The sequence below is a fragment of the Hyphomonas sp. CACIAM 19H1 genome (assembly GCF_003325995.1).
Taxonomy (GTDB): domain Bacteria; phylum Pseudomonadota; class Alphaproteobacteria; order Caulobacterales; family Hyphomonadaceae; genus Hyphomonas; species Hyphomonas polymorpha.
Genome location: NZ_CP016437.1, coordinates 3,748,310 through 3,774,143 on the forward strand (window position 1 = coordinate 3,748,310; position 25,834 = coordinate 3,774,143).

Genomic DNA, 25,834 nt, shown 5'->3' on the forward strand with positions numbered 1-25,834 from the left:
TGACGCTTCGGGCAGACCACGGCACTTTCCTCTGCGATGCTGGCACGCATTCTCCTTCTCTCCCTCAGCCTATGGCTGATGATCGCCGGTGGCCTTGCCGCCCATGCGAGCCCCTGCCATGTGCAGGATGGGATGAAGTCCATGACGGCCAGCGCGCCCGTGGAAGCAGGCGCCTCCCATGATCATTGCGACATGATGGCCGAAGCCGCGCCGGAACACCCTTCTGGTGATATGCCAGGCAAGGCGCCTGCGGCTGACGGCATCTGCTGCTGCCCGGCCGTGCTTGCCGCGCTGCCGGCCCCCGCCTTGCCGCAAGCCGCCGCCCCCGCCTTCTCCCTTCCCGCCAGCTTCCCGCTGGACGCCCGTGCCCCCTCGCGCACGCTGATCCCCGAGCCGCCACCCCCGAAAGCCTGACCTGTCGATCATCCGCCACCGGATCAATCAACAGACAGGACAAACGGCTCATGCCACCTAAACTCATTGTTGCGGGGCTTGCCCTCGCAGCGCTCGCCGCGCCTGCCAGCGCGCGCCCCGTCTCCTATGCAGGCGGCTGGACGGTAATGCAGGACAATAACGGGATGTATTCCTCCTTGCTTGTCCACTATTCGCCCACGGCCACCGACTCCCTCGGTCTCCTGGCCGAGCAGAACTGGTCGATGGACGCAACCTTCACCGGCCTGCAATACACGCGCCTGGCCAAGCGCTGGAACGCGCCGCAAAGCCAAGGCAATCTCTACATCAAGCTCGGCGCCGGCGCGGCCGACGCGTTCGATGGCGGCCAGAAAGCCGCCGGCTTTGCCGGCCTTTCGGCTGACTGGGAAACCCGGCGCCTCTTCGTCTCCTATGACGTGCGGGCCCGGGACTATGGCTTCGATCAGTCGGTCTCTCACGCCGCACGGATCGGCGTTGCGCCCTATGTGGCCGAATTCGGGAAACTCCATACCTGGGCCATGCTCCAGGTGGAAAATCATCCCGAGGCGGATAATCCCATCCAGGTCACGCCCCTCCTGCGCTTGTTCGAAGGCCCCCTCCTCGTGGAGGCAGGCTACACAATCGAAGAAGACCGCTTTCTCCTCAACTGGATCTATCGTTTCTAAAGGATACCCATCATGAAAACCTTCAAAACACTCGCCCTCGCCGCCCTCCTTGGTCTTTCTGCCGCGCCCGCGCTCGCCGCTCCGGGTGCGCCCGCCGTAGCCGCGCAGCAGGCCAAAGGGGAGTTCGTCACCGCCCATGTGAACGGGCTTGTGTGCGACTTCTGCGCCCAATCCATCCAGAAAGTCTTCAAGAAGGAAGCCGCCGTGAAGGGCGTGCATGTAGACCTCGACAGCGGCGAAATCCACATCTCGATGAAGCCTGGCCAAAGCATGGATGACGCTGCCATTGAAAAGCTCATCCGCAAATCGGGCTATTCCCTGACCTCAATCGAGCGGGAGGCTGCCGAATGACGGATACGGACGAAATCCGCCCCCCAAGCACCCTGCCGGCTTTCCTGTCTCTGTTCACCTCGACCGGAACGCTCATCTGCTGCGCCCTGCCCGCCCTGCTCGTCAGCCTTGGCGCCGGCGCGGTGATGGCCGGGTTGATCGAGGCTGTGCCGCAGATCACATGGCTTGGCAGAAACAAGGAACTTGTCTTCGGTATTGCCGCCGCCATGCTGGCTATCTCCGGCCTCTGGCAATGGCATGCCCGCAGCCTGCCCTGCCCGGTAGAGCGGGCGAAGGCAGCGGCCTGCGCGCGAGCGCGAAAAGTCAGCTGGATTGTCTGGGGGCTGAGTGTCGCCTTTCTGGTGATCGGCGCATTCTTCGCCTTCTTCGCAGCCGCCATCTTCTACTGAGACGACCACTTTAAGAACGGCAAAGCCCCCTCGGCGCTCCGCTGAGGGGGCTTTTCCTTCTTGCCTATTCGGCTGCCTTCATGATCGCTTCCATCCGCGCGATCCATATCAGCCACGCCTTGCGGCCCGTGTCCGTCAGGAACACGCGCGTCTGGGGCTTCTTGCCCACAAACCGCTTTTCCTGTTGCACATAACCTGCCTCTTCCAGCTTCTTCAGATGAGTAGACAGGTTGCCATCCGTCGCGCCCACCTTGTCTCTCAATTCCCCGAACACCGCCGGGCTGACAGAGGAAAGATATGCCATCACACCCAGGCGCAGCCGCCCATGGATCACATCGTCAATGTCATTATGGTCGAAGGGGTTGTCCTCGCTCATGGCGCGCCCCCCTTCAGACCGTTTCAGAGGGCTCAGCCCGCATCATCATGATCCCGGGAATGAAAACCGCCAGGAAGGCCGCTGCCGCGCCAACCAGCCAGACATAATGTGTCCCGGACAATACACCTGCCAAGGCAGCCGCGAGAAGCGCGGCCACTCCAGCAAATTTTAGCGTGCCGCGCTGCGTCATGAGGCCGGTGACGAGCTGTCCAATACCATAGAGCCCGATCACCATGGGAACAGACCACACAAATCCTTCCAACCCGGTGCCGAAAATAACGATCCGGCCGATCACCCCGGCAAAGTAAGCGAAGAGGAAGAAGCCCGACACTGTCCAGAGATCTGCCTGGATACGGTTTCCGGTCGAGGCTGCACCCGGCTTTGCTGGAAACTTCAGTGAAAGCACAATCTGTCCCAGCACCCCAATCCCGGCAACGCCGCACCAAAGCATCCAGAATGCATCAGGCCCGAGACCAGCCATCTCCGCCGCGATCAGAAAATGCCCGGTATAGGCCAACGTTATCAGCGCGCCCCACATCACCAGAAACCGCCCCCCCAGAAGCGGCGCATTCTGCCCGGCTTCAGCAAGGTCTCGAATATAGCTCAGGTCTTCGGCCAGGCTGTGCGAACGGGTCATGACATCATTTTCCTCAATAACTTTGATTTACAAAGTGCTTATTTTTGAAGACCGTCAACCCCTCTCCAAACAAAGCTGGCAGTAAGCCCCCCACTGTGGGACAAACCCCCGCCCTATCCAACACGCCCCGCGCCCCTCGTATCATCCCGGCCAAGGCCGCGCAGCGGCCGCAGAAGCGGGACCTTCTCACGGATTGCAGGGCGCCTCCCACAGGAGCCGCACCGGTGCCGTTTTTTTTGGGGGGGGGCGGTTGAGAATCCCGGCTGGCCCGCCTTCTGTGAAAGCAGGAGGGTCACGAGCGTGAGGGGCTCCGAGGATCAGCAATCGCACTGCGATTGCCCGAGGGGCGGTCAAGGCCCCGCAACGCCGAACTCATCCTGAAAACTGCCCGAAACTCCGGTTGGCAGTGCGCGGCGGGCGAAAGCGCCCACTTCGCAACACAAAACCAAACCAACCGGGCGCCGCGGCGCCCGCCGCGCAGGCTCCACGTCAAGAGCCCCCCCGAACTGATCCGCCCCCGGATGGCGCTGCCAGTCTGGCCAAAGGCACAGGAACACAGGGTCTGCCAGGCATCCGACAACGGACTATCCGGCGAACACGCGCACCGGTTCGAACTGGCCGGCACGAACCTCGCCCAGCGCGATTGCCTCCTCCCCTACAAGGGCAAGGGCAACCCGGTCGTCCTCATCGCTGCGGCCGGCGCGCCAGCCTTCCACCACATGCGGCAGGAGGACAATCGAGCGCCCCTGGCGGATGTTGGCGGCGTCATGCGGGCTGATCTGCACCTGCGGCATGCCAGAAAGCACCGAATGCAATGGCTGCAGCTTCGCCATCAGGGCGGGCTTGTCCTCCTTCAGGGCCTCAAGGTCGGCGATGGAAACGGCCGATTGCGCCCCGAAGGCGCCCACGCGGTTGCGCCGCAGCTGGGTGATATGACCCTCCGCGCCGAGATCGTTGGCGAGATCCCGCGCCAAGGCGCGGACATAGAAACCCTTGCCCGAGACGACGTGGATCACCGTATGATCCGCGTCCGGCATACCGATCACACTGGCGGCGTGCACATCCACCTCGCGCGCTTCCAGCTCGAACGCTTCGCCTTCCCGCGCCAGGTCATAGGCGCGTTCGCCCGCCACCTTGATGGCGGAATATTTCGGCGGCACCTGCTGGATGGTCCCGATATAGCGCTTCAGCGCAGCTTCGATGGCTGCCCGGTCCGGGCGCACATCGGAGGTGGCCACCACATCGGCTTCGGCGTCCTGGCTGGCAGTCGAGATGCCCCAGCGAATGGTGAAGACATATTCCTTATGCGCGTCCATCGCCCATTGGACAGTCTTCGTCGCCTGGCCGAGCGCGATGGGAAGGATACCGTCCGCCAGCGGATCAAGCGTGCCGCCATGGCCCACCTTGTCGGCATTGTAGAGCCGCTTGATGATTGCCACCGCCTGGGTCGAGGTCATGTCCACAGGCTTGAAAAGATTGATCCAGCCCGTGATGGGCTCGCCTTTGCGCTTACGTTGGCGGGACACTGGTATTCTCCGGGCTGGCCAGTCTGGCGGTTCGAACGCGCAGCCGGCAAAGGGCTCATGTTGCGGGCGGGCTTATGCGCGCTGGCACCGCCGCGTCAACGGGGCTGGCTGCAGCGCACGGCAAAAAGGCTCAGAAAGTGATGCGCGGGCCTTCAAAAACGTCGTCTTCCTGGGCAGGCTCCGGCTTGGTCGGCGCCGCGGCCCCCAGCCCAGCGCCCTTGGGCAAACGCAGGTTTACGACATCAAGGTTGAGATCGAAATCGCCGGTGATGGTCGTATCCCCCGTATCCATCTTGTGGCGTACCACATCGCGGATCTTCACCAGAACATCGCGATTATTGTCCACCAGCGGGATCTGCCGGGCGTCGGAGGTGCCAATCAGCAGGCGGTAGTAAGGCTCACGCTTCTTCAGCATCACGGCAATCATGGCCGCCCGAATACCCAGCAGGACGCCGAGAAACAGCATGCCGATGCCGGCAAAGAGACCGATCACTCCATCGCCCTGCGCCGGGCGCAGAGCCCACCAACCCAGGCCCAACAGGCCGAAGAACAGGAGAGAGACACACAAGGTGGCATAGACGCTCTGCGTCTTGCGATTGCGCGGGGTATCCCAGGGGGCAAACTCGTGGCGCTCGACAGACATGGTCGCAATCCGGCGGATCGCGATTGTATCGTCGCCCATCTGCAGCGATGCGGCGGACACCTCGCCTTGGCGGGCGCCTTCCATGTCGAGTGTCTGTCGGTCCATTCTGAGCCCCGATTGCCCAATATGAAGGGCTGGCAGGGCCACCCCCTCCTTGTCAAATGACAAAGCAAAAAGGCAGAAAGACGGCGGCCGCCTGCCTTCAGTCCTGGCTGTCCACATCGCGGCGCACGCGGGGATCAGCCAGCAGCCTGTCGATAGCGGTTGCCTCATCATAAGAGACGTCCGCGATGAAATGCAGCTCGGGCGTGAACTTCATGTCGATCTCGCGCCCCAGCCGCGCCCGCAGGAATCCCTTCGCGCGGGTCAGCGCTTCGGTGAGACGCTTGCGCCCCTCCTCCGACTCGTCGCCCAGCGGCGTGACGAAGATATTGGCATGCTTGAGATCGGGCGAGCAGCGAACCTCGCCGACCGTGACAATCACATTGGCCAGATCGGGATCGCGGAAGTCCTCGCGCGAGATGATCTCGGCGAGGGCGTGACGGATAATCTCCCCAGCGCGCAACTGGCGCTGGGAAGGTAAACCGGGAGGTGTCGGGCGGCGGGCCATATCGAAGGGTTACGCAAGCGTTCTTGCGATTTCCTCGACCTGGAAGCACTCGATCTTGTCGCCGACGCGGATATCGTCATAGCGCTCGAACGCCATACCGCATTCCATACCGGCATTGACCTCGGACACTTCGTCCTTGAAGCGCTTGAGCGTCTTGAGCTTGCCTTCGTGGATAACGACGTTGTCGCGCAGCAGGCGCACGCCGCAGCCCCGCATGACCTTGCCCTCGGAAATCCGGCAGCCGGCAACCTTGCCAACCTTGGTGATGTTGAACACTTCCAGAATATCGGCATAGCCGAGGAAGGTCTCCCGCTTCTCCGGGGCGAGCATGCCCGACAGCGTCGATTTCACATCGTCGAGCAGATCGTAGATCACCGAATAGTAGCGGATCTCGACGCCTTCACGCTCGGCCAGGTCACGCGCCTGTTTGTTGGCGCGGACGTTGAACGCGAAGATCGGCGCACCCGACGAACGGGCGAGCAGAACATCGGATTCGGAGATACCGCCGACAGCGCCGTGGATGACCTTGGCGCGGACTTCTTCGGTCGAAATCTTCTCGAGCGACATGGTGATCGCCTCGACAGACCCCTGCACGTCGCCCTTGAGAACGATCGGCAGTTCGCTGGTCTCGACGGCACCATCCTTGAGACGGTTCATCAGCTGGTCAAGCGATGCACGGGCTGCGACAGATGCGTTGCCGGCAATCTGGCGCTTCGTCCGGACACGGTATTCCGTGATCTCGCGGGCGCGGGACTCGTTCTCGACCACGACAAACACGTCACCAGGATCAGGCGCCCCGTCCAGACCGAGCACTTCCACCGGAAGCGACGGACCGGCATCGGCAAGCTGTTGGCCACGCTCATCGACGAGCGCGCGCACCTTGCCCCAATTGCCGCCTGCAACGACGATGTCGCCGCGCTTGAGCGTACCGCGTTTGACCAGAACCGTAGCGACCGGGCCGCGGCCCTTGTCGAGCTTGCTCTCGATCACCACGCCATCGGCGGGGCGGTTGGGGTTGGCTTTCAGTTCGAGCACTTCGGCCTGCAGCGAAATCGCATCGGTCAGTTCATCAAGACCAAAGCCGGTCTTGGCCGACACTTTCACGGCCTGCGTCGTACCCCCCATGGATTCGACCTGAATGTCATGTTGCAGAAGGTCGGTGATGACCTTGTCCGGGTTGGCGTCATGCAGGTCAGACTTGGTGATTGCCACAACGATGGGCACACCGGCCGCCTTGGCATGGCTGATGGACTCAATCGTCTGCGGCTTGATGGAATCGTCCGCCGCAACCACCAGAACGGCGATATCGGTGGCGTTGGCACCGCGGGCGCGCATCGCCGTGAAGGCGGCGTGGCCAGGAGTATCCAGGAACGTGATCCGCTCGCCGGATTTCAGCTGAACCTGATAGGCGCCGATATGCTGGGTGATGCCGCCAGCCTCTCCGCCAGCCACGTCCGTCTTGCGGAGCGCGTCGAGCAGCGAGGTCTTGCCGTGGTCGACGTGGCCCATGATGGTGACGATCGGCGCGCGCGGCTGCAGATCTTCCTCACGGTCGTCCGCGCCCTCAAGGCCGATTTCAACGTCGGCTTCAGAGACGCGCTTCACGGTGTGGCCGAATTCGCCAGCGATCAGCTCTGCCATGTCGGCGTCGATGATATCGTTGCCGCGCAGCATTTCGCCTTGCTTGAACATGAATTTCACGACGTCAGCGACGCGCTCGTTCATACGCTGGGCGAGATCCTGGAGGGTAATCGTTTCCGGCAGCGTGACTTCGATCGAAACCTTGTCGCGGTGATCGGCGCCGCCAATACGGCGTTCGCGCTCCCGCTCGCGCGCCCGGCGGACCGAGGCGAGCGACCGCTGACGGTCTGCATCGTCCCCCAGGGCCGAAGCAATCGTCAGCTTGCCACGGCGGCGTTCACCGGCATCGCGCGACGCCTTGGTGGCCACTTCCCGGGCACGCTCGGCGCGATCGTCGCGCGCTGGCTTGCTGGGGCTTCCGCCGCCCCGCTTGGGACGCCCGGCATCGGCTTCTTCTGCTCCGGCGGCCGGAGGGGTCTGAACGGCAGGTGCGGGGCGAGCCGACTTCGTAGGACGTTCCACGCGCTGCTCACGGGCAGCTGCCTCGGCGGCTATCTTGGCAGCCTCCTCCTCAGCCCGGCGGCGCGCCTCGGCCTCTTCGCGTTCCCGCGCTTCTTGCTGCTTGCGTTCCTGTTCGTTGCGCAGGCGATCCTGGGCGGCCTTCTCGCGCTCATTATCCTTTGCGCGCGCGGCCTCTTCGGCCTTGCGCTGCTCGAGCACCTTCTGCCGGGCTTTGAGTTCGGCAACCGTGATCCCGAGCTTGGCAGCGAGCGCGACCAGCTTTGCTTCCATTGCGTCGGCAGCAGACGGCGTTGCCGGGCCGGCGTCGCCGCCACCCTGCCCGCCCCCGGCAGACACCGGGCGGCGCTTCTTGGTCTCGACGACCACCTGTTTGGAGCGCCCATGGCTGAAGCTCTGCTTGACCGTGCCGGAGGTCTTCCGCACCACAGTCAATGGCTTGCGCCCGCCGGAATTGCCTTGATCGTTCGTATCGCTCATTCGTCCTACATATCACACATTACACCGAAACACCTCTGTGTTCCGGCAGTTTCCGTTATCGGCCCGTTTCCTGGAACCAGGTCAGCTCTGGTGCCTCCCGAAATCCGGTGAGGCGCCGATAGGCGATCTCCCAGGAATCCGCGATGGGCCCCCTACGGACGAGCCCATGTATCACACGGTCGCGTCCAAATGCCATGCCCAATTCCGGTGCGCTGAGCGCTCCGGCGACTTTCACGTCGCTATATAGGGCTTTTGCGAGAAAATATACCTTCGAGCGGCCATCTTCCGCACCATCGGCCGCTTCAAGCAGGAAGGCCGGGAATCCATCCCGCAGCGCATCGCGCACCTGATCATATCCGCATATGGCCTGCCCGGCCTTGCGCGCAAGGCCCAGCGTGTCGACACAGCGCTTGAGCAACAGGCGCTCGACCAGATCGGCGAGCCCCTCAGGCACCGTGACCTGAGATTTGAACCCGCGCGCGAAAGCTCCCTTCTTGGTGGCAATCTCAACCGCGCCCCGGTCAGCCTTCACCCAGACGCCCCTGCCCGGCAGGCGCTCCTGAATGTCCGGCGTCACAACACCATCAGGCGAGAGCACAAAGCGTAGCATGGCCGCCTTCGGCAGCCGCTCGCGAGTAACCGCGCACTGGCGCTCGGGCGAGGAGGCATCCTCCTCGCCCGGACCATCTTCCGAATTGTCTGCGATCAGGCGCGGATCACTCTCGGGATGCGGCTTCGTCATCGCCGCCCTCCGATTCAAGCTCGGAGAGATCAATGCCGAGTTCCTCGGCAAGGGCCTCTTCCTCTTCATCATCATCGCCCGAATTGCCCAGCTCACCGAGGGCAAGGAGCGCACGCTCCTCTTCGGTCAGCTCAGGGGCTGCTTCAGTCGACTGTTGCTGCGCCAGCATTTCCTCGATGGCTTCCGGCTCGATCCAGCCAGCTGCAACGCGCGCCTTCATCACAAACAGATTGGCGTCGTCCTTGCGCATTTCGCCTTTCTTGAGGATGCCCTCGACCCAGACGGGTTTCCCGTCCGGACCCGGCTCGCGATAGCCGGTGATGTCATCGGGCACGAGACCGGCGACATCCTCAACCGTCGTCACGCCTTCCTGGCCGAGCTTCACGGCAAAGGACGGCGTCATGCCTTCCAGCGCCATAACTTCGTCCGTCACGCCGAGTTCCCGGCGCTTGGCATCGTTTTCGGCGGCGACGCGCTCAAGATATTCGCGGGCGCGCTCCTGCAGCTCTTCGGCCACATCGGTGTCGAAACCCTCGATCGTGATGAAATCATCCGGGGCGACATAGGCGATCTCTTCAACCGACTCGAAACCTTCAGAGGCCAGCAGCTGGGCAAGCGTTTCATCCGCATCCAGAGCTTTCATGAAGAGTTCGGTACGCTCCTGGAATTCCTTCTGGAAGCGCTCGGAATCTGCCGACTCAGTGATCAGGTCGATCTGCCAGCCGGTAAGCTGGGAGGCCAGACGCACGTTCTGACCGCGGCGGCCGATGGCGAGCGGGAACTGGTCGTCGGCCACGACAACCTCAACCCGGCGCTCATCTTCATCGAGCACAACCTTCGAGACTTCTGCCGGCTGCAGCGCGTTCACGATGAACGTTGCCGCGTCGAAGCTCCACGGGATGATGTCGATCTTCTCGCCCGAAAGCTCGCCGACAACCGCCTGGACACGCGCGCCGCGCATACCGACACAGGCGCCGACCGGATCGATCGAACTGTCATTGGAGATCACGCCGATCTTGGCGCGGCTACCCGGATCGCGGGCACAAGCCTTGATCTGAATGACGCCTTCATAGACTTCCGGCACTTCTTGGGCGAACAGCTTGCGCATGAAGTCCGGCGCTGCGCGCGACAGGAATATCTGAGGGCCCTTCACTTCGCGGCTCACCTTGTAGAGGTAAGCCCGGACGCGGTCGTTCGGCTGGAAGTTCTCGCGCGGGATACCGTCATTGCGGCGGATGATGCCTTCGGCGCGGCCGAGATCGACGATCACATGGCCATACTCGACGCGCTTGACGATGCCGGAGACAATCTCGCCAACACGGTCCTTGTATTCATTATACTGGCGCTCACGCTCGGCATCGCGCACTTTCTGCGTGATCACCTGCTTGGCGGTCTGGGCCGCCACGCGGCCGAAATCGAACGGCGGCAGTTCTTCCTTCAGCTCGCTGCCCGGCTCCAGCGAGGGGTCGATCCGCTTGGCTTCAGAGAGGCGCAGCTGCTTGGCTTCGTCTTCGAACTCTTCATCGGCCACAACCGTCTGCACGCGCCACAGCGTCTGTTCGCCGGTCGCCGCATCGATCCGGGCCCGGATGTCATGCTCCTGGCCGTACTTGGCCTTGGCGGCCTTTTCGATTGCCTCCTGCATCGCCTCGATGACGATACGCTGGTCAATCGACTTCTCCTCGGCAACCGCCTTGGCGATCTGCAGGATTTCAAGCCGGTTGGCTGAAACGCCGATGGCGCTCATTGGACATCTCCTGTCTCTTCATCTTCGTCTTCGGACTCGTCGATCTCGAAATCGGCGAGGGATTCTTCATCATCTTCCGGCTGCGGCGGCAGGTTCCCGGCAGCGCGTGCGGCTTCAATCAGTTCGTCCGTGAGCACGAGGCTCGCCCGGCTCATTTCGTGAATGCCCGCAACGAGTTCGGTCTCATCGTCAAGCTCGATACGGGCGCCATCCTGGTCTTCGCCGGTGATGACGCCGGTGAAGCGGCGGCGGCCATCAATCGGGCGCGCCAGTTCAATCTTCACGGCATGGCCGATCCAGCGGGCAAAGTCGCCGGGGCGCGTCAGCGGCCGGTCGATGCCCGGCGTTGATACTTCCAGCGTATAGGCTTCGGAAATCGGGTCTGCGGCGTCCAGCGTGGGCGAAAGCGCCCGCGAAAGCCGTGCGCAATCTTCCACATCCGTGGGCGCGCCCCCTGCTCGTTCGGCCATGATCTGCAGGTGCGGGCGGCGCCCTCCCTGGACGCGCAGGCGCACGATTTCCATCCCGATGCCCTCAGCCACAGGCTGGACCAGCGAAAGAAGACGGCGTTCCTGTTCGGTCAGAACGATCATGAGTAGGGGGCAGGCTCCGGGCTAACGAAAAGCGGCGGACCCGTTTCCGGACCCGCCGCCGATATATTTCGACTTGGCGGCTAGATAGTCGCAATTGATAGGGATGTCGAGGGGGTGTGTGCCGGGTCTGCAGAGAAACCCAAAAGCAAACGGCGGCTTCCTTCCGGAAGCCGCCGCGATCTGTTCCCGAGGAGGTCAGATAAAGACTTAAAGGACTTTCAGGTCCACAGCCGAGGTCTTGCCGCGGCGCTCGTCTTTGTAGAGCTCGTAGGAGATCGACTGGTTCTCAGCGAGGGTTTTGAGGCCCGAGCGCTCGACAGCAGAAATGTGGACGAAAACGTCCGAGCCGCCATCATCCGGCTTGATGAAGCCGAAGCCCTTCTGATCGTTGAACCATTTTACTTTGCCGGTTGCCATAATGGCTTTCCTTTGCCGTTCCGTCGGCCGCGCAGACGCGGAATTACGCCTTGCGGTGCCTGTCGAAACTCGGAGGAGGGAAAGTCATTGCCGTCGGTCTGACGGGGTCTTGATATTCAGACCGACCGGTTTCGATAGCCTAGATTTGCGCATGTACGGGGGTTTTCGTCAAGAACCACCGTCAGATCAACGAATCCGGAAGTCGAACCAGACCGGCCGGCAATCCCCCAGCTGCTTGGATTCGTAGCGGGTCGTCACATGATCAGCCGGGGAAACGCGCCAGTCATCGGCGGCCTGCGCCAGCCATTCAAAGCGGCCATCGGTGAGGAAAGTCAGCAACGCTTCATCGGCATAGCTTTTCACATCCGTGGCAAAGCGGAGATGGCCGCCGGGCTTCAGTTTCGGGTAGAGCGCGTCCAGGAATGCCGGCTGCACCAGCCTGCGCTTATGCTGGCGACGCTTGGGCCATGGGTCCGGAAAAAGGATGAAGGTCCGGTCAAGGCTCTGATCCGGCAGGCGCGCGATCAGCGGGCGCGCGTCATCCGGCCAGAGGCGAATATTGCCGGCGCCCGTATCCTCAATCCCGGCAAGGGCCTTAGCCACCCCTTCGAGAAAGGGTTCGCAGCCGACGATGCCGGTGTCCGGACTGCGGCCTGCCTGAGCGATCATATGCTCGGCGCCGCCAAAACCGATTTCCAGCCAAAAGGCCGTCATTCCCGGGAAAAGCCCAGCAAGATCAATGGGGTCTTCGCCCTCAAGGATACGCCAGGCATCCAGCGTCTCAGCCATCAGCGTTTTCTGCCGGGGAGAGAGAGGGCGCCCGCCTGTCCGGCCAAAACTGCGCAGCGGCCGGTCCCGGAACTGGCTGTCTTCTGCGCTACTGCTCATACTGTTCCTGCTGCGTTGCGCGGGTTTCAAAGGCCGAGGCGGCCGCCTGAATGGTGGCCAGCAGGGAGCGGCGCAAGGAGGCGTCATTGATCTTTTGGAAAGCGTCGATCAGTTGAAGCACCTCATCGGACAAAATCGCGATGCGGGGCTCCTCGGTGTCCTCGGCCAATCCCGGTGCTTCCCGGAAGGAGGGCGCACCGGCCCCTTCGAAGAAGAAGCCGACGGGAACTTCCAGCACGTTCGCAATCTCATACAGGCGGCCGGCGGAAACCCGGTTCACGCCCTTTTCGTACTTTTGCACCTGCTGAAAGGTCAGACCCAGCAATTCGCCCAGTCTTTCCTGTGTGAGTTTCAGCCTGCGGCGCTGGCGGTAGATGTTTTCTCCGACGATGCGGTCAATATCACTCGGCAATTTGCTTTCTGACATGACCTGATCCTGGGCGCGCCGCGCATTTCCGCAAAGAAATGCCCTTACCGTCTCCAGGTCGCGAAGGCCAGTAGCGCGAACAAGCAGAGCGAAATCCAGAACAGTGCCGCGCCAATCCGGCTCTGGAACAGGGTCACTTCGGCGGCCACGGGCAGCCGCGCCCGGCCATATGATGTCGACCAGCCCTCCGGCGCCGTTTCAGCCGGAATGGTCCGCATGATCTCGCGGCCATAGCCGTCCACAATGCCGGACGTGCCCCGATTAGCCGCTCGAACCAGGGGCAGGCCCGTCTCGATCGAGCGGTAGCGGTTCTGGGCGTAATGCTGCGCTGGCCCCATCCCGCGCCCGAACCAGGCATCATTGGAGATCAGGACCATCCACTGCGCCCGGTCAGTCAGGTTCACCCCGCGCGAGATTTCCGGGAACAGGCCTTCATAACAGATCAGCGCGACAAAGGCCGGCAGGCCGCCCGTATCGATCGCGGTGGCCCCGGCCCCTGGCCGGAACCCATCTGCGGCAAGCCGCTGGACCGTCGGCGGCAGCATCCCGCTGAGCTGGGGCCCATAGGGAATGAAATTGATGGCAGCGAGTTCGCCGAACGGGACAAGCCGGTGCTTGTCATAAAGCGCCAGCGGCCCGGTCTGATTGACGGTCTCATCCATCACCGCGAGGCTGTTATAATATGTCCGGCTGTCAGTGGTCGTCAGCTCATAGCGCGTCGTGCCTGCGATCAGCTTGCGCTGGCCGATATAGGCTGCAATCGCGTCCAGCGCGTTGGCGTCCTGCAGCAAATAGGCTGGCACCGCCGCTTCGGGCCAGACGACGATGTCGCCCGGACGGCTGTCAGGATAGGTCAGCATACGCAGGTATTCATAAAGAACCGGATCAGGCCCCAGCGTGTCCCATTTGTCCTGCGGAACGCCCGCGTCCATCACCACAACCGCCTGATCGGTGAGCGGAGAGGTTTCTTCGGTGCGGTTTGCCCCCCAGGCCCAGCCGAGCGCAAGCGCCACGACAGAAACCAGCGCGGGCGCGACCCGAACCGGAATACCGCGCGCGTCGCGCGTATCAACCAGCGCAGCCGGGGAAGCCATGATGAACACGGTCATCAGGGTCAGCCAGTAAACGCCGCCCAGGGACGCGGCCTGCGAAAGCGCACCGCCCGGAATCCAGGTCGTGCCCGGAAGATTCCAGGGGAAACCGCCGAAGAGATGGCCCCGGGTAAACTCCGCAAGGGCGAAGAAGAGGGAGAAGATGAAAACGCGCGAGGGTGAGGCCGACCAGAATGCGCCTGCCATGGCGGTGAAGACGCCCCAGATGATCGCCATGCCTGCCGGCAGCAGAATCAGCGGCATCCAGATGAACCAGATCGTCCGCGCCGGATCGACCAGGAAAGGCATGGCCGTCCAGTGAAGGCTGATCAGGAAGAAACCCGTTCCGAAGGCCCATCCGCGCAGAAACACCGCCCTGCCCCAGCGGGCCTGGGCGCGCGCGCCGTCAATCATCCAGACAATGCCGGTGAAGGAAATGACCAGCACGGCGCTGAAATGAAAAGGCGCGAAGGCGACCGCAGACAGCGCGCCGAGCGCAAACGCAGCAGCCAGAGCCGGCAGCCCCGAAAGGCGCGCGAAGGCCTCATGCAAAGGCCCAAGCGCAGTGAATCCATGGCTGCGCACAGCTTTGCTCATTTAACTCTACTCCTCGGCAGCAGGCTGCGGCGGGGGCTCTGGCAGACGCAGACGCAGGCGGCGAACGCGCCGCGAGTCCGCATCAACGATTTCAATCTCTGTTCCGCCCGGATGGCGCAGAACTTCCCCCCTGGCCGGAACCTTCCCGGCAAGGGCAAAGGCCACGCCGCCCAGCGTATCAATGTCCGCATCCAGATCATCCAGGCTGAGGTCCACCCCGGACTCTTCCTGGAAATCCTCGATCTCCATGCGTGCATCAGCCTCCCACAAACGGGGGCTGCGGCGCACGAACATCGCCTCTTCATCATCGTGTTCGTCTTCGATGTCACCGACGATAACTTCAACGAGATCTTCCAGCGTCAGCAAACCATCGGTGCCGCCATACTCGTCCACAACCAACGCCAGATGAATGCGGGTCGCCTGCATCTTCACCAGAAGATCGGTCAGCTTCATCGAGGGGGGAACGTAGAGCACTTCCCGGTGCATTCGCTCCAGCGGGCGGCGGGGCGGCGTTCCGCCTTTGGCCAGTTCGGTCACAAGATCCTTGATGTGAACAAAGCCGATCGGATCATCCAGCGTTTCCCGGAAGACCGGGAGGCGCGAGTGGGTAACTTCTGCGAAGACCTCCAGAAGTTCCTGGAAGTCGATCCCCGCTTCCACAGCCTTGATGTCGGCCCGGGGCACCATCACGTCGTCAACGCGCAATTCTTCGAACTCGGCAAGCCGTAGCCGCATGACCTGTGGCGCATCGGTTGGCTCGGCATCCCTGCCGGTATTCACAGGTTCTGCCGCCTTCTTCCGGAATCCGAAGAAGCTACGCAATCGGCCAGAAGGGGCCGCGTCGGAGGGGTCTGAATCGCTCATTTCCGGTCAGTCAGTCTGGTATGGATTAGCTATGCCGAGGGTTGCAAGCGCCTTTATTTCCAACGCTTCCATTTCTGAGGCTTCTTCATCCGTCTCGTGATCGAATCCGAGGAGGTGCAGGTATCCATGGATCAGCAGATGAACAAGGTGGTCTGCCAGCTTCTTCCCCTGAATTTCGGCGTCATTTGCCGAAACGCCCAGGGCGACAGCGATGTCACCGAGGAAAGGCCGGTCCATTGGCAGCGAGGGGAAGGAAAGCACATCGGTCGGCTTGTCCTTCCCGCGAAACTCGCGGTTGAGCTGGTGAAGGGTGTCGTCCCCGGTCAGCAGAAGCGCCAGATTGCCCTCGTCCACAGGGGCAACCGCGCGGGCAGCGTCAAAGGCTTTGCGGCAAAGCGCGTCGAGATCTCCCAGCGCGCTCCAACTGTCATCCTCGACAATAAGGTCGAAACTGATCATGGCGGTCTCAGCCCTGCCCCGCGGCGGCGTAGGCGTCGATGATCCGGCTGACCAACCCATGCCGGACCACATCAGCAGCCGTCAGCCGTTGAACCGAGATGCCTTCAACCCGCTCCAGGATCCGCAATGCCTGTTTGAGGCCGGACTCCTGATTGCCCGGAAGGTCCACCTGATCGGGATCGCCGGTAATGACCATGCGGCTGTCGCGGCCCAGACGGGTCAGCACCATCTTCATCTGAGCAGCCGTTGTATTCTGCGCTTCGTCAACGATCACGAACGCATTCTTCAGAGTGCGGCCGCGCATGAAGGCGATCGGGGCCACTTCGATTTCCCCGCGCGCCATCCGGCGCTCCATCTGCTCCTGCCCCATCAGTTCGCGCAGGCTGTCCCAGATGGGCAGCATGTAGGGGTCGACCTTCTCTTCCAGCGTGCCGGGCAGGAAGCCGAGCTTTTCGCCTGCTTCAACGGCCGGCCGCGTGACGATGAGGCGCTGGCGGATGCCGGCATTGAGTTCGGCAACGCCGGTGGCCACGGCAAGGTATGTCTTGCCTGTACCGGCAGGGCCGACGCCAAAAACCAGCGCATTGTCAGGGTTCGCCAGCACGTCCAGATATTTCGCCTGGCCGCGGGTCATCGCGGTGACAGACTTCTTCAGGCCGCGCAGGGCAGAGAAGGATTGGGTGGGCGACTGGGCCGCCTGCAGGGCGCCGTCCAGCTCCATTTCACTGGGCTCGCCGCCGCCACGCAGGCGGCGCTCAAAATCCGCGAGCGCGGCTTCAGCGATGGAAACGCCCTCATCCGTGCCGCTCAGCCGGATGCCGCCGCCCTGGCTTTCGGCCTGCAGCCCGTAGGCTTTGAGCCGGGTTTCCAGAAGGGTCAGATGCCGGTGATGCGGCCCACAGAGATCGCGCAGACGTTCGGCCTCGCGCACCTCATAGAGACGGCTGACGGTTTTCGCTTCGGGCTCTGAAGGGGATCGGCGTTTCCCGGTCACAGGACCGCCTCAGGCACACGCATCAGTTCACCGGTAAGCGAATTGAGGCTGGCGCCGACAATTTTCACGTCCACAATCTTCCCATTGAGGCTTTCCGGCCCCTCGAAATGCACCGCTTGCAGATAAGGCGAACGGCCATGCATCTGTCCCGGGTTGCGGCCTTTGCCGGTTACCAGAACAGGCAGCGATTTGCCGATCTGCGACGCATTGAACTCGGTCTGCTGCTCCCGCAGCAGACCCTGCAGGGCTTGAAGCCGCTCGTCCTTTACCACTTCGGAGAGATGCCCATGCATTTCGGCGGCCGGTGTGCCGGGGCGAGAGGAGTATTTGAAGGAATAGGCAATGGCGTAGCCAATATCCCGAACGAGCTGCATCGTCGCCTCGAAGTCTGCGTCGCTCTCGCCTGGAAAACCGACGATGAAATCTGAGGCGACGGCGATGTCGGGCCGCGCCTGGCGCACACGGGCAATGATGTCCCGGTAATGGTCGGCTGTGTGCCCTCGGTTCATGGCCTTGAGAATGCGGTCAGAGCCTGACTGAACCGGCAGATGCAGGAACGGCATCAGCGCCGGTGTATCTCCATGAGCGGAGATCAGGTCATCATCCATGTCGCGCGGATGGCTGGTGGTGTAGCGGATGCGCTCAATGCCGCCGATTTTGGACAAATGCCGGCAAAGCTGGCCAAGCGTCCAATCATCCCCGCCCTCGATCACCGGTGCCGGGCCATGGAACGCATTCACGTTCTGGCCCAGCAGGGTGATCTCACGCACGCCCTGCGAGGCAAGGCTGCGGGTTTCGAAGACGATATCGTCCACGCGGCGGGAGATTTCAGCGCCGCGCGTATAGGGCACCACACAGAAGGTGCAGAACTTGTCACAGCCTTCCTGCACCGAGACGAACGCTGTGGGCCCATCGACCTCACGGGTCTTGGGCAGGGCATCGAACTTCTCGATGGTGTCGAATTCGGTTTCCAGACGGTCGCCGATGGCGCGGCTGGCGCGGGCGATCATTTCCGGCAGCTTGTGATAGGCCTGCGGGCCAAGCACCAGGTCCACGGCGGGCTGGCGGCGGATAAGCTCCTCGCCTTCGGCCTGGGCAACGCATCCGGCCACGGCAATCGTCATGCGCCCGCCGGAGGCTTCCTTCATCCGCTTGAGCTGGCCAAGTTCGGAATAGACCTTCTCAGTCGCCTTCTCGCGGATATGGCAGGTGTTAACGACCACGAGATCGGCCGCTTCCGGGGCTTCCACGGGCGCATAGCCCAAGGGCCGCAGCACATCGCGGATGCGCTCGGAATCATACACATTCATCTGGCAGCCATAGGTCCTGATAAACAGGCCCTTCAGGCTCTTTTCTTCGGGGGTGCCGGTCATCTGGCGGCTTATGCCTCAAAAGCGGGCAAGCTGAAAGAACCTTCCTCCACGCGGCACGACCTACAGCAGCTTTAGGCTTCACAGGTGAGAGAAGCGGGCTAGTGTGCCCCCAAATTGACACCTTTGGCGCCGGGGAGGCCCTCTGTTCATGTTCGAAAATTTCTATGCCAGCCTAGAGACTGGCGTACACAATGTCAGCGGCTTCATCTGGGGCGGAGAATGGGGCGGGGAACAGGTTCTGCCTGTCGGCCCTATCGCCGTTATTCTGCTCGGGACTGGCCTTTACTTCATGCTTCGCCTTGGCGGCCGGCCCCTGCTCCGGTTTATCCCAGCCCTCGTTGAGGTCTGGAAAGGCCGCAAGGGTAACGGCGACCCTGCCGCCATCACGCCCTTCCAGGCACTCTCCACAGCTCTTTCCGGCCAGGTTGGCACAGGTAACATCGTTGGCGTGGCCACCGCCCTGACGCTGGGCGGCCCCGGGGCAATCTTCTGGATGTGGGTAACGGCAATCTTCGGCATGGCGCTCGCCTTCGCCGAAAGCTCGCTGGCAATCAAATACCGCGAGATTGATGAATACGGCCGCATCAATGGCGGCCCGATGTATTACATCAAGAAAGGCCTCGGAAAGAACTGGACCTGGCTGGCCGCGATTTTCTGCGTCGGCACATTGTTCTCCGCTACGGCCACCGGCGGCATGATCCAGGCCAACAGCCTGACAGCGAACATTCATTCGGCGTTTTCGGATGGCGGTATCGGCATTCCGCTCTGGGTGCTGGGCCTCATTCTGGCGGGCCTGGTCTTCGCCGTGATCGTGGGCGGCATCAAATCCATTGGCCGCGTGGCGGGCAGCCTCGTGCCGACGATGGCCGCCCTCTACATTATCGCCTGTATCGTTATCCTGCTTCTCAACTTGCAATACATTCCCGGCGCTTTCGGGATGATCTTCTCTTCCGCCTTTGGCCTGAACCAGGCCGCCGGCGGCCTCGCAGGCTACGCCGTTCTCTCTGCGATTCGCTTTGGTGTGGCGCGCGGCCTGTTCTCGAACGAAGCCGGCCAGGGCTCCGCCCCGATCGCGCACGCCGCCTCGCAGATGAAAAACCCCGCCAAGCAGGGCGAGATCGCCATGATCGGGGTCTTCATCGATACGATGGTCCTCTGCACCATGACCGCGCTCGTCATACTGACCGCCGAGGGCAGCTGGGCCACGGCGGCGCAGTTCAAGGAATGGGCAGGTGAAACCACGACCCATATGTGGATGGCGGAGGGCCACAACCCGGCGACGCTGACCAATCAGGCCTTCACCGACGCCGTTCCCGGACCGGTCGGCGGATGGCTCGTGACCCTGTGTCTTGCCCTCTTTGCATTCACCACGATCATCGGATGGTCCTACTATGCCGAACAGGCCGTGACTTTTCTCGTCGGCGAATGGGCGACGAAGCCCTTCCGCTACATCTGGGTGATCATCATTTTCATCGGCGCGATGGCCGAGGTGAACATCGTCTGGTTGTTTGGCGATATTGCCAACGCCTCCATGGCCCTGCCCAATCTGCTTGCCATCCTGCTGCTGTCGGGTGTGGTGTATGGCATCCACAAGGCAAACGGGGATCCCGAAACCGCAGACGGTGACAGCCTCATTGAGGACCTGCGCATAAAAGAAACGCCCGCCGAATAGGCGGGCGTTCTGCGCGTCACGTTTTCGCTGAAGGTCAGATCGTCAGGACGATCTTGCCGAAATGCTTCTGGCTTGCCTGATGGGCAAAGGCGGCGGCGATCTGATCCAGCGGGAACTTGCTGTCGATAATTGGACGCATGTTCGAGGCTTCGATGGCATCCACCATGTCTTCCTGATGGCGGCGTGAACCGACCGTGATGCCGGACACCGTGATGTTGCGGGAGAACAGAGCGGCGGTTGGCACCTCCCCCGACACGCCGGTGAGCACACCGATCAGCGAGATATGCCCGCCCGGACGGCACGCATTGATGGACTGGGCCATGGTGCCCGGTCCGCCGATCTCGACCACTTCGTCAACGCCGCGGCCACCGGTCAACTCGAAGGCCTTGCGGCCCCATTCCGGGGTTTCCTTGTAATTGATGACGTGATCGGCGCCGAGCGCTTTCAGACGTTCCATCTTCTCATTGGACGAGGACGTCGCAATTACGCGGGCCCCGGCCATCTTGGCAAATTGCAGCGCGAAGATGGAAACCCCGCCCGTGCCCTGAACCAGCACCCAGTCACCTGGCTTGGTCTTGGTCTCCACGAACATGCCGCGCCAGGCGGTCAGCGCCGCGCAGGGAAGTGTGGCTGCTTCCTCAAAGCTCCAGCCAGCCGGCATGCGCGTGAACGCGGTCTCAGGCGCGGCGACGAGTTCGGCGCCAAAGCCGTCAGCGCCGTCGCCGGGCACGCTGGCAAATCCCGCTGCTTCGATCTGGCCTGACTGCCAGCCGGGGAAGAAAAGCGAGAGGACCTTGTCACCCACTTTCCATTTGGTGACACCCTCGCCAAGGGCGACGACTTCGCAGGCGCCATCCGACATCGGAATGCGGCCATCCGGCGTTGGGATGCCGCCCAGCACGACGGCGAAGTCGTGATAGTTGAGCGAGCTTGCGCGTACGCGGACCAGAACTTCTCCGGCCTTCGGCTTCGGGTCGTCCCGCGTCTCGATCACGAGGTTCTGGAGCCCGCCGGGCTTCTTTACGGCTGCTACTTTCATGTCTTGTCCTCCCTGGATGTGGCAGGACGGGACCTATAGCGCCCTTGGGGAAGTCAAGAGGAAGCGGCGAGCCTTGCCTCGCGTAAAGCCTTGCGGCGGACCTTGCCGGCATCATCCCGCACCGCTTCGGCGGTGTATTCGAAGCTTTTCGGGATCTTGTAACGGACCAGGCGCTCGGCGAGATGCGCAAGCATGACGACCTCCTCCACCGGCCCCTCCGGCCGGTCGATCACGGCGTGGAGCCGCGCGCCCATGTCCTCATCCGGCAATCCGATGACGGCTGACGATCTGACCCCGGGATAAGCCTCGATCGCGGCTTCCACCTCTGCCGGATAGATATTGGCGCCGCCAACGATCACCATGTCAGACAGCCGGTCGGAGAGGTAAAGGTAGCCGTCCTCGTCCATCCAGCCGAGGTCTCCCAGGCTTTCCCAGCCACCATCGATGGCCTTCGCGTCCGCGCCGATATAGCGATAGGTGGTACCGGCGCCCGCTAGCGGGCGAATGAATACTTCGCCCACCTCGCGTGGCAGTAAGGTCTGGCCATCCTCGCCGACGATCTTCATCTCGCAGGTCTCCACCGGCTTGCCGACCGACCCTTTATGCTTCAGCCATTCCGTACCCTGAATGGTTGTCGACCCCTGCCCTTCCGTGCCGCCATAGAGTTCCCAGATCACCTCCGCACCGAGCCATTCGATGAAGCATTCCTTCAGCCAGGCCGGGCACGGGGCCGCCAGATGCCAAAGGGATTTCAGACTGGAAAGATCATAGGCCGACCGCACGTCCTCGGGCAGGGCCCAGATGCGGCGCATCATGGTCGGCACGGTGTAGACGACATCGATCTTGTGCTTCTCGATCAGCCTCAGGGTTTCTTCGGCATCAAACCGCGTGGTGACGACAATCGTGCATCCCTTGAACAGGGCCGTCATGGCCCAGAGAAACGGGCCGTTATGATAGAGCGGTCCGGGAATCAGCATGCTGCCCTGCTGGGGGATCTCCAGCAGGGGTACGTCTGGATCGGATGCGGCAGGCTGTTTGGAGACGATCAGCTTGGGGCGCCCGGTCGAACCACCCGACGTCATCGCCTTGAAGCTGGCAGCGGTCACTTCCGGCAGCGGCGCGTCTGACAAGTCTGCATCGGGCTGGTAGCCCTGCGGAACACATGCCGTCTGCGGATATTCCCCATCGGGAACACCAACCACGAGGCTTGGCGCGCCAATCTCCACGATTTGATCGCGTTCCAGTTTCGGAAGGCGCGCGGATATCGGCTGAGGTGTTGCGCCGGCTTTCCATGTTGCAAAACAGGCCTCGAAGAACTCGATCCCGTTCGGCAGGGAAATCGTGACGAAATCATCCTGCTTCACACCGAGCTTCTGATAGGCGCGGGCAAGCCGATTGGTGCGCGCCTCAAATTCGGACCAGCTGATCTCTCTGCCCTCATGGCTGAGAATTGTTCTGTTCGGCTGCTGGGCGACCCAGTGAGCAATGATGCGCGACAGTGAAATGATCGCCATGAATGTTTCCTCCCATTATCTTTTTCTTGCGCCAAGTCAGATGCCCGCGCGTTTCAATAGTCTCTGAAAGCCGGCCCAGAACTCCGCCCTGCGATCATCCGTTTCCATCAGGATTTCGTGCATGGCGCCCTCCACGGTAATGTGTTCGCAGTCCTTGAGCCGCGCCGCGATGCGCGCATGCGCGGCATTGTCGATCAGCTTTTCGTCGCCCGCCGAGGCAACGAAAACAGGCACCGTCACCGTCGCCAGTGTCTTGGGTTTGGAGAAGGTCGAGAAGATGTCGAGCGACGCGCCAAGCCATCCCCAGGTGATCGGGCCAAGCTCGAGATCTGGATGCGCATCAATCAACGCCCGTTGCAGATCCCAGCGGCGCTTGTCATGGGTCACGATGTTTGTCTCAAACCGCTCGGGCGGGCCGGGCTGCATGGCATAGTCGCCAGACCGGCCGGTCGCCCGCATGGCCCAGACAAGGTAGCGCATTCCAAGGAACGGTGATTTCAGTCCCCACATGGGCGCGCAGAAGGCGGCGGCCTCCACCTTCACCAAGCCTTTGGCAATCGCGGCCAGCGCAATCGCCCCGCCCATCGAATGGGCGAGCGATACGTAAGGGCGGGGAAGCCGGCTTTCGAGCGCCTCAAGGCCCTTTGCCAGCGCCGTCATGAAAGTTTCGAACCGGTCAATATGACCCTTCTTGCTGTCCGGCAGCAGGCGGTCAGACAAGCCCTGCCCCGGCCAATCCAGAATGACGAGCGCAAAGCCCATCTGCTGCAGTTCTCGGCCGACCTCGAAATATTTCTCGATGAACTCGGTCCGCCCCGGACAGACGATAACCGTGCCGCGCGCCTTGCTCGGCGCAAGCGCCGGGGCAATGCAGGCCCTCAGCCGCCTGCCTTCTGACCCTTCAAACCAGACGATCTCCGCGCCCTGGGGCGCCGGGTTCCCCGGCACTTCGACAAACCGGCGGCTTCTGTCGCTTGAGGATGTCACCATGCAACGGTCTCCAGGGGCCATAAAAATGAGCCGCCCGCAGGTCTCCCCGGGGCGGCCCAATGCGTCAAGCGATCTCGATCAGATGGCTCAGCCAGCGAGCTTCTTCATCAGGGACTGGAGCTGCATGGCGACGGACATGTCACCGGCAACTTTCAGTTTGCCCTGCATGAAGGCCATGGTCGGGTCCAGCGCGCCGGCGGCGAGCTTGGTGAAGTCATCCCAGCTGACCGAGATGGTAGCGTCAGCTGCGCTGTCGGAATTGTCGGCCACGCCTGCGGCGCCGTCGATGAACAGCTTGCCGGCGCCGCCGAAGTCGAATTTAACTTTTTTCTTGAAATCGCTGCCGCCAGCAACCGCTGCTGCTGCGCGCTCAGTAAGTTGGGCGAGATCCATCAGGCTTCCTCCTTGGATTGATACCTGTAGCGGATAAAGCAAACCGGGCGGGACGCGGCAAGAAGAATCCCTTGACGCGCCTTGCGGCACATCGATCAACTGGCATGCATGAGTTGGCAAAAAGCGATTGAAGAGCTCCGCCGCCGGGAACGCCTGGCCGAGGAGATGGGGGGAGAGGAGCCGGTTTCGCGCCAGCGCGGACGCGGTAAACTCACGGTTCGGGAGCGGGTCGCCTTCCTGGCAGACCCCGGCAGCTTCCATGAAATCGGCAAGATCGCCGGAAAGGCGAGTTACGGCGCGGATGAAGAGTTGGCAGGCTTCATGCCCTCGAATTCCGTCATGGGGCGGGCGCGGCTGGATGGTCGTCCAACGGTTATTCTGGCTGATGACTTCACCGTGCGGGGCGGCGCGGCGGACGCCTCCATCTGGCAAAAGATGGTTCAGGCGATCAAGATGGCCGCCGAATACCGGATGCCGCTTGTCCAGATGATCGATGGCACCGGCGGGGGCGGCTCGGTCAAGATGCTGGAGAAAGATCCCCGCACCTACATTCCCGAAACACCCGGCTGGAACGAGATCGTTCACGGCCTGACGCAGGTGCCGTTCGTTTCCCTGGCCCTCGGCCCTTGTGCGGGCATGGGCGCCGGCCGGGTCGCCGCCAGCCACTTCAGCGTCATGGTAAAGGAACTCAGCCAGGTTTTCGTAGCCGGCCCGCCCGTCGCCATCGCGCTGGGAGAAAATGTCACCAAGGAGGAACTCGGCGGCTGGAAGATTCAAGGGCAGAACGGCACGGTCGACAATGTCGTCGATACCGAAGCTGATGCTTTCATCGCGGCCCGGAAATTCCTGTCCTACCTCCCGCCTTCGGTGCATCACCTGCCTGAACGTATTCAGCCAGCAGACGATCCCAAGCGGAAGGAAGAAAGCCTTCTTTCCATCGTCCCGGACGATGGCCGCACACCCTACAAGCCGCGCCGCATCGTCGAGGCGGTGGTCGATAAGGGCAGCTTTTTCGAGATCGGTTCCTATTGGGGCCGGGGCATCGTGACCGGACTTGCCCGAATTGACGGTCACGCCGTTGGCATCATGGCGGGCGATCCCTTCTTCCTCGACGGCGCCTGGACGGCAGATGTGTGTGACAAAGTCACCCGTCACATGGACCTCTGCTCCACCTTCCACCTTCCTGTTATTCACTTTGTGGACTGCCCCGGCTTTGCCGTCGGCGTGAAGGCGGAGACCGCCGGCGTCACCCGCGCAGGCGTGCGCGCGATGACAGCCGTTTATCAAGCCACCGTACCTGTCTGCTCGGTGGTCATCCGCAAGGCTTACGGGCTCGCCGGGTCAGCCATGATGAACCAGTCCCGGACCAAATGGCGCTATTGCTGGCCAAGCGGCGATTGGGGCTCCCTGCCTATGGCGGGCGGCATTGAAGCTGCCTTCCGTAAGGAACTGTCAGAAGCTGAGGATCCCGAAGCCCTGAAGGTCCAGCTATACAGGAAGTTCGACGCCATCCGGTCTCCCTTCCGGACGGCGGAAAGTTTCTTTGCGGAGGAAATCATCGATCCGCGCGAGACCCGACCCCTGCTGGTTGACTTCATGCAGCATGCCCAGCGCGTTCTGGAAGCCGGCGAGACCCGGACCGGTTTCCGCCCCTGAACCTGCCGCCCTTCCCGATTCCACCCTGCTTCGGGCATGCTCTTGCCATTTTCGGGGAGATGATGCCTCCTGACGCCCGATGATCGGGGAGGGACATCACTCATGCTTTGGAAATCTGCTTTGGCGGCATTGCCGCTTGCCATGATGGCCGCGTGCGGCGCGCCCGGGG

27 protein-coding genes are annotated in these 25,834 nt (G+C 62.4%); 6 read left to right on the forward strand and 21 right to left on the reverse strand.

Going from position 1 to position 25,834, the window contains the following annotated elements; genetic code table 11:
* Positions 1-36 precede the first annotated feature (36 nt).
* Genes BBF93_RS17610 through BBF93_RS17625 form a run of 4 tightly spaced genes read left to right on the forward strand, consistent with a single transcriptional unit; the run spans position 37 to position 1,837 of the window.
* On the forward strand, positions 37-414 hold the full coding sequence (locus tag BBF93_RS17610) for a hypothetical protein (protein WP_035597783.1): 378 nt from the start codon (positions 37-39) through the stop codon (positions 412-414).
* A gap of 50 nt (positions 415-464) precedes the next feature.
* The gene (locus BBF93_RS17615) at positions 465-1,097 is read left to right on the forward strand and encodes a hypothetical protein (protein WP_114106739.1); all 633 of its coding nucleotides are present in this window, start codon (positions 465-467) and stop codon (positions 1,095-1,097) included.
* A 12-nt stretch (positions 1,098-1,109) separates the two neighbouring features.
* Positions 1,110-1,448, forward strand: coding sequence for a heavy-metal-associated domain-containing protein (locus BBF93_RS17620; RefSeq protein ID WP_114106740.1), 339 nt, complete (start codon positions 1,110-1,112; stop codon positions 1,446-1,448).
* Positions 1,445-1,837 (forward strand): hypothetical protein, encoded by a 393-nt coding sequence (locus BBF93_RS17625; protein ID WP_035597778.1) that lies wholly within the window; start codon positions 1,445-1,447, stop codon positions 1,835-1,837. The genes BBF93_RS17620 and BBF93_RS17625 overlap by 4 nt, the downstream gene beginning before the upstream one ends.
* A gap of 64 nt (positions 1,838-1,901) precedes the next feature.
* Here the strand turns inward: BBF93_RS17625 and BBF93_RS17630 are convergent, their stop codons facing one another.
* From BBF93_RS17630 to miaB, 17 genes are all read right to left on the reverse strand, one after another.
* A complete protein-coding gene (locus BBF93_RS17630; protein WP_035597776.1) occupies positions 1,902-2,213 on the reverse strand; it encodes a transcriptional regulator in 312 nt (103 codons plus the stop codon).
* 13 nt (positions 2,214-2,226) lie between these two features.
* Positions 2,227-2,850, reverse strand: coding sequence for a hypothetical protein (locus BBF93_RS17635; RefSeq protein WP_114106741.1), 624 nt, complete (start codon positions 2,848-2,850; stop codon positions 2,227-2,229).
* 584 nt (positions 2,851-3,434) lie between these two features.
* Positions 3,435-4,376: a tRNA pseudouridine(55) synthase TruB gene (gene truB, locus BBF93_RS17640; protein WP_114106742.1), complete on the reverse strand. Its 942-nt coding sequence runs from the start codon at positions 4,374-4,376 to the stop codon at positions 3,435-3,437.
* Between the two features lie 130 nt (positions 4,377-4,506).
* Positions 4,507-5,124, reverse strand: a complete 618-nt coding sequence (locus BBF93_RS17645; protein WP_157532760.1) for a hypothetical protein — start codon at positions 5,122-5,124, stop codon at positions 4,507-4,509.
* Between the two features lie 97 nt (positions 5,125-5,221).
* Positions 5,222-5,629, reverse strand: coding sequence for a 30S ribosome-binding factor RbfA (gene rbfA, locus BBF93_RS17650; RefSeq protein WP_114106743.1), 408 nt, complete (start codon positions 5,627-5,629; stop codon positions 5,222-5,224).
* Positions 5,630-5,638: 9 nt separating this feature from the next.
* The gene (infB, locus tag BBF93_RS17655; RefSeq protein ID WP_114106744.1) at positions 5,639-8,209 is read right to left on the reverse strand and encodes a translation initiation factor IF-2; all 2,571 of its coding nucleotides are present in this window, start codon (positions 8,207-8,209) and stop codon (positions 5,639-5,641) included.
* Positions 8,210-8,264: 55 nt separating this feature from the next.
* A complete protein-coding gene (locus tag BBF93_RS17660) occupies positions 8,265-8,951 on the reverse strand; it encodes an RNA-binding protein (protein WP_035597759.1) in 687 nt (228 codons plus the stop codon).
* Entirely contained in the window at positions 8,926-10,698 is a 1,773-nt protein-coding gene (gene nusA / locus BBF93_RS17665; RefSeq protein ID WP_114106745.1) for a transcription termination factor NusA, read from the reverse strand. The genes BBF93_RS17660 and nusA overlap by 26 nt, the downstream gene beginning before the upstream one ends.
* Positions 10,695-11,291: a ribosome maturation factor RimP gene (gene rimP / locus BBF93_RS17670; protein ID WP_114106746.1), complete on the reverse strand. Its 597-nt coding sequence runs from the start codon at positions 11,289-11,291 to the stop codon at positions 10,695-10,697. Before rimP ends, nusA begins: the two co-directional genes overlap by 4 nt.
* A gap of 207 nt (positions 11,292-11,498) precedes the next feature.
* The gene (locus BBF93_RS17675; protein ID WP_035597751.1) at positions 11,499-11,708 is read right to left on the reverse strand and encodes a cold-shock protein; all 210 of its coding nucleotides are present in this window, start codon (positions 11,706-11,708) and stop codon (positions 11,499-11,501) included.
* 186 nt (positions 11,709-11,894) lie between these two features.
* On the reverse strand, positions 11,895-12,596 hold the full coding sequence (gene trmB, locus BBF93_RS17680) for a tRNA (guanosine(46)-N7)-methyltransferase TrmB (protein WP_114106747.1): 702 nt from the start codon (positions 12,594-12,596) through the stop codon (positions 11,895-11,897).
* Positions 12,586-13,023 carry a helix-turn-helix domain-containing protein gene (locus tag BBF93_RS17685; protein ID WP_035597749.1) on the reverse strand — a complete coding sequence of 146 codons (438 nt, stop codon included), beginning with the start codon at positions 13,021-13,023 and terminating at the stop codon, positions 12,586-12,588. Before BBF93_RS17685 ends, trmB begins: the two co-directional genes overlap by 11 nt.
* Positions 13,024-13,067: 44 nt before the next feature.
* Entirely contained in the window at positions 13,068-14,711 is a 1,644-nt protein-coding gene (lnt, locus tag BBF93_RS17690; RefSeq protein WP_035597746.1) for an apolipoprotein N-acyltransferase, read from the reverse strand.
* A 6-nt stretch (positions 14,712-14,717) separates the two neighbouring features.
* The gene (locus BBF93_RS17695) at positions 14,718-15,575 is read right to left on the reverse strand and encodes a CBS domain-containing protein (protein WP_035597743.1); all 858 of its coding nucleotides are present in this window, start codon (positions 15,573-15,575) and stop codon (positions 14,718-14,720) included.
* Between the two features lie 6 nt (positions 15,576-15,581).
* The gene (gene ybeY / locus BBF93_RS17700; protein WP_114106748.1) at positions 15,582-16,034 is read right to left on the reverse strand and encodes an rRNA maturation RNase YbeY; all 453 of its coding nucleotides are present in this window, start codon (positions 16,032-16,034) and stop codon (positions 15,582-15,584) included.
* 7 nt (positions 16,035-16,041) lie between these two features.
* Positions 16,042-17,028, reverse strand: coding sequence for a PhoH family protein (locus BBF93_RS17705; RefSeq protein WP_233349200.1), 987 nt, complete (start codon positions 17,026-17,028; stop codon positions 16,042-16,044).
* Entirely contained in the window at positions 17,025-18,401 is a 1,377-nt protein-coding gene (gene miaB / locus BBF93_RS17710; RefSeq protein WP_114106749.1) for a tRNA (N6-isopentenyl adenosine(37)-C2)-methylthiotransferase MiaB, read from the reverse strand. The genes BBF93_RS17705 and miaB overlap by 4 nt, the downstream gene beginning before the upstream one ends.
* 148 nt (positions 18,402-18,549) lie before the next feature.
* Here miaB and BBF93_RS17715 point away from each other — a divergent pair, with 148 nt between their 5' ends.
* Positions 18,550-20,073 carry a sodium:alanine symporter family protein gene (locus BBF93_RS17715; RefSeq protein ID WP_114106750.1) on the forward strand — a complete coding sequence of 508 codons (1,524 nt, stop codon included), beginning with the start codon at positions 18,550-18,552 and terminating at the stop codon, positions 20,071-20,073.
* A gap of 34 nt (positions 20,074-20,107) precedes the next feature.
* Here the strand turns inward: BBF93_RS17715 and BBF93_RS17720 are convergent, their stop codons facing one another.
* The 4 genes from BBF93_RS17720 to BBF93_RS17735 all read right to left on the reverse strand — a co-directional run bounded on the left by BBF93_RS17720 (position 20,108) and on the right by BBF93_RS17735 (position 24,009).
* The gene (locus BBF93_RS17720; RefSeq protein ID WP_114106751.1) at positions 20,108-21,112 is read right to left on the reverse strand and encodes an NAD(P)-dependent alcohol dehydrogenase; all 1,005 of its coding nucleotides are present in this window, start codon (positions 21,110-21,112) and stop codon (positions 20,108-20,110) included.
* A 53-nt stretch (positions 21,113-21,165) separates the two neighbouring features.
* Positions 21,166-22,626 (reverse strand): AMP-binding protein, encoded by a 1,461-nt coding sequence (locus BBF93_RS17725; protein WP_114106752.1) that lies wholly within the window; start codon positions 22,624-22,626, stop codon positions 21,166-21,168.
* A 36-nt stretch (positions 22,627-22,662) separates the two neighbouring features.
* Positions 22,663-23,616: an alpha/beta fold hydrolase gene (locus BBF93_RS17730; protein WP_114106753.1), complete on the reverse strand. Its 954-nt coding sequence runs from the start codon at positions 23,614-23,616 to the stop codon at positions 22,663-22,665.
* An 87-nt stretch (positions 23,617-23,703) separates the two neighbouring features.
* Positions 23,704-24,009 carry an SCP2 sterol-binding domain-containing protein gene (locus tag BBF93_RS17735; RefSeq protein WP_035597726.1) on the reverse strand — a complete coding sequence of 102 codons (306 nt, stop codon included), beginning with the start codon at positions 24,007-24,009 and terminating at the stop codon, positions 23,704-23,706.
* A gap of 108 nt (positions 24,010-24,117) precedes the next feature.
* Between BBF93_RS17735 and BBF93_RS17740 the strand changes: the two genes are divergently transcribed.
* A complete protein-coding gene (locus tag BBF93_RS17740) occupies positions 24,118-25,665 on the forward strand; it encodes an acyl-CoA carboxylase subunit beta (RefSeq protein ID WP_114106754.1) in 1,548 nt (515 codons plus the stop codon).
* The last annotated feature ends 169 nt before the right edge of the window (positions 25,666-25,834 follow it).

Excerpts from the sequence above, each read along its gene's own strand:
- BBF93_RS17720 (WP_114106751.1), bottom strand. The coding sequence starts at position 21,112 with ATGAAAGTAGCAGCCGTAAAGAAGCCCGGCGGGCTCCAGAACCTCGTG.
- miaB (WP_114106749.1), bottom strand. The coding sequence starts at position 18,401 with ATGACCGGCACCCCCGAAGAAAAGAGCCTGAAGGGCCTGTTTATCAGG.
- rimP (WP_114106746.1), bottom strand. The coding sequence starts at position 11,291 with ATGATCGTTCTGACCGAACAGGAACGCCGTCTTCTTTCGCTGGTCCAG.
- BBF93_RS17635 (WP_114106741.1), bottom strand. The coding sequence starts at position 2,850 with ATGACCCGTTCGCACAGCCTGGCCGAAGACCTGAGCTATATTCGAGAC.
- rbfA (WP_114106743.1), bottom strand. The coding sequence starts at position 5,629 with ATGGCCCGCCGCCCGACACCTCCCGGTTTACCTTCCCAGCGCCAGTTG.
- BBF93_RS17725 (WP_114106752.1), bottom strand. The coding sequence starts at position 22,626 with ATGGCGATCATTTCACTGTCGCGCATCATTGCTCACTGGGTCGCCCAG.
- BBF93_RS17695 (WP_035597743.1), bottom strand. The coding sequence starts at position 15,575 with ATGAGCGATTCAGACCCCTCCGACGCGGCCCCTTCTGGCCGATTGCGT.
- trmB (WP_114106747.1), bottom strand. The coding sequence starts at position 12,596 with ATGAGCAGTAGCGCAGAAGACAGCCAGTTCCGGGACCGGCCGCTGCGC.
- BBF93_RS17740 (WP_114106754.1), top strand. The coding sequence starts at position 24,118 with ATGAGTTGGCAAAAAGCGATTGAAGAGCTCCGCCGCCGGGAACGCCTG.
- BBF93_RS17675 (WP_035597751.1), bottom strand. The coding sequence starts at position 11,708 with ATGGCAACCGGCAAAGTAAAATGGTTCAACGATCAGAAGGGCTTCGGC.
- ybeY (WP_114106748.1), bottom strand. The coding sequence starts at position 16,034 with ATGATCAGTTTCGACCTTATTGTCGAGGATGACAGTTGGAGCGCGCTG.
- infB (WP_114106744.1), bottom strand. The coding sequence starts at position 8,209 with ATGAGCGATACGAACGATCAAGGCAATTCCGGCGGGCGCAAGCCATTG.
- BBF93_RS17615 (WP_114106739.1), top strand. The coding sequence starts at position 465 with ATGCCACCTAAACTCATTGTTGCGGGGCTTGCCCTCGCAGCGCTCGCC.
- BBF93_RS17610 (WP_035597783.1), top strand. The coding sequence starts at position 37 with ATGCTGGCACGCATTCTCCTTCTCTCCCTCAGCCTATGGCTGATGATC.
- BBF93_RS17660 (WP_035597759.1), bottom strand. The coding sequence starts at position 8,951 with ATGACGAAGCCGCATCCCGAGAGTGATCCGCGCCTGATCGCAGACAAT.
- lnt (WP_035597746.1), bottom strand. The coding sequence starts at position 14,711 with ATGAGCAAAGCTGTGCGCAGCCATGGATTCACTGCGCTTGGGCCTTTG.
- BBF93_RS17620 (WP_114106740.1), top strand. The coding sequence starts at position 1,110 with ATGAAAACCTTCAAAACACTCGCCCTCGCCGCCCTCCTTGGTCTTTCT.
- BBF93_RS17625 (WP_035597778.1), top strand. The coding sequence starts at position 1,445 with ATGACGGATACGGACGAAATCCGCCCCCCAAGCACCCTGCCGGCTTTC.
- BBF93_RS17730 (WP_114106753.1), bottom strand. The coding sequence starts at position 23,616 with ATGGTGACATCCTCAAGCGACAGAAGCCGCCGGTTTGTCGAAGTGCCG.
- BBF93_RS17715 (WP_114106750.1), top strand. The coding sequence starts at position 18,550 with ATGTTCGAAAATTTCTATGCCAGCCTAGAGACTGGCGTACACAATGTC.
- BBF93_RS17645 (WP_157532760.1), bottom strand. The coding sequence starts at position 5,124 with ATGGACCGACAGACACTCGACATGGAAGGCGCCCGCCAAGGCGAGGTG.
- BBF93_RS17685 (WP_035597749.1), bottom strand. The coding sequence starts at position 13,023 with ATGTCAGAAAGCAAATTGCCGAGTGATATTGACCGCATCGTCGGAGAA.
- BBF93_RS17735 (WP_035597726.1), bottom strand. The coding sequence starts at position 24,009 with ATGGATCTCGCCCAACTTACTGAGCGCGCAGCAGCAGCGGTTGCTGGC.
- nusA (WP_114106745.1), bottom strand. The coding sequence starts at position 10,698 with ATGAGCGCCATCGGCGTTTCAGCCAACCGGCTTGAAATCCTGCAGATC.
- BBF93_RS17630 (WP_035597776.1), bottom strand. The coding sequence starts at position 2,213 with ATGAGCGAGGACAACCCCTTCGACCATAATGACATTGACGATGTGATC.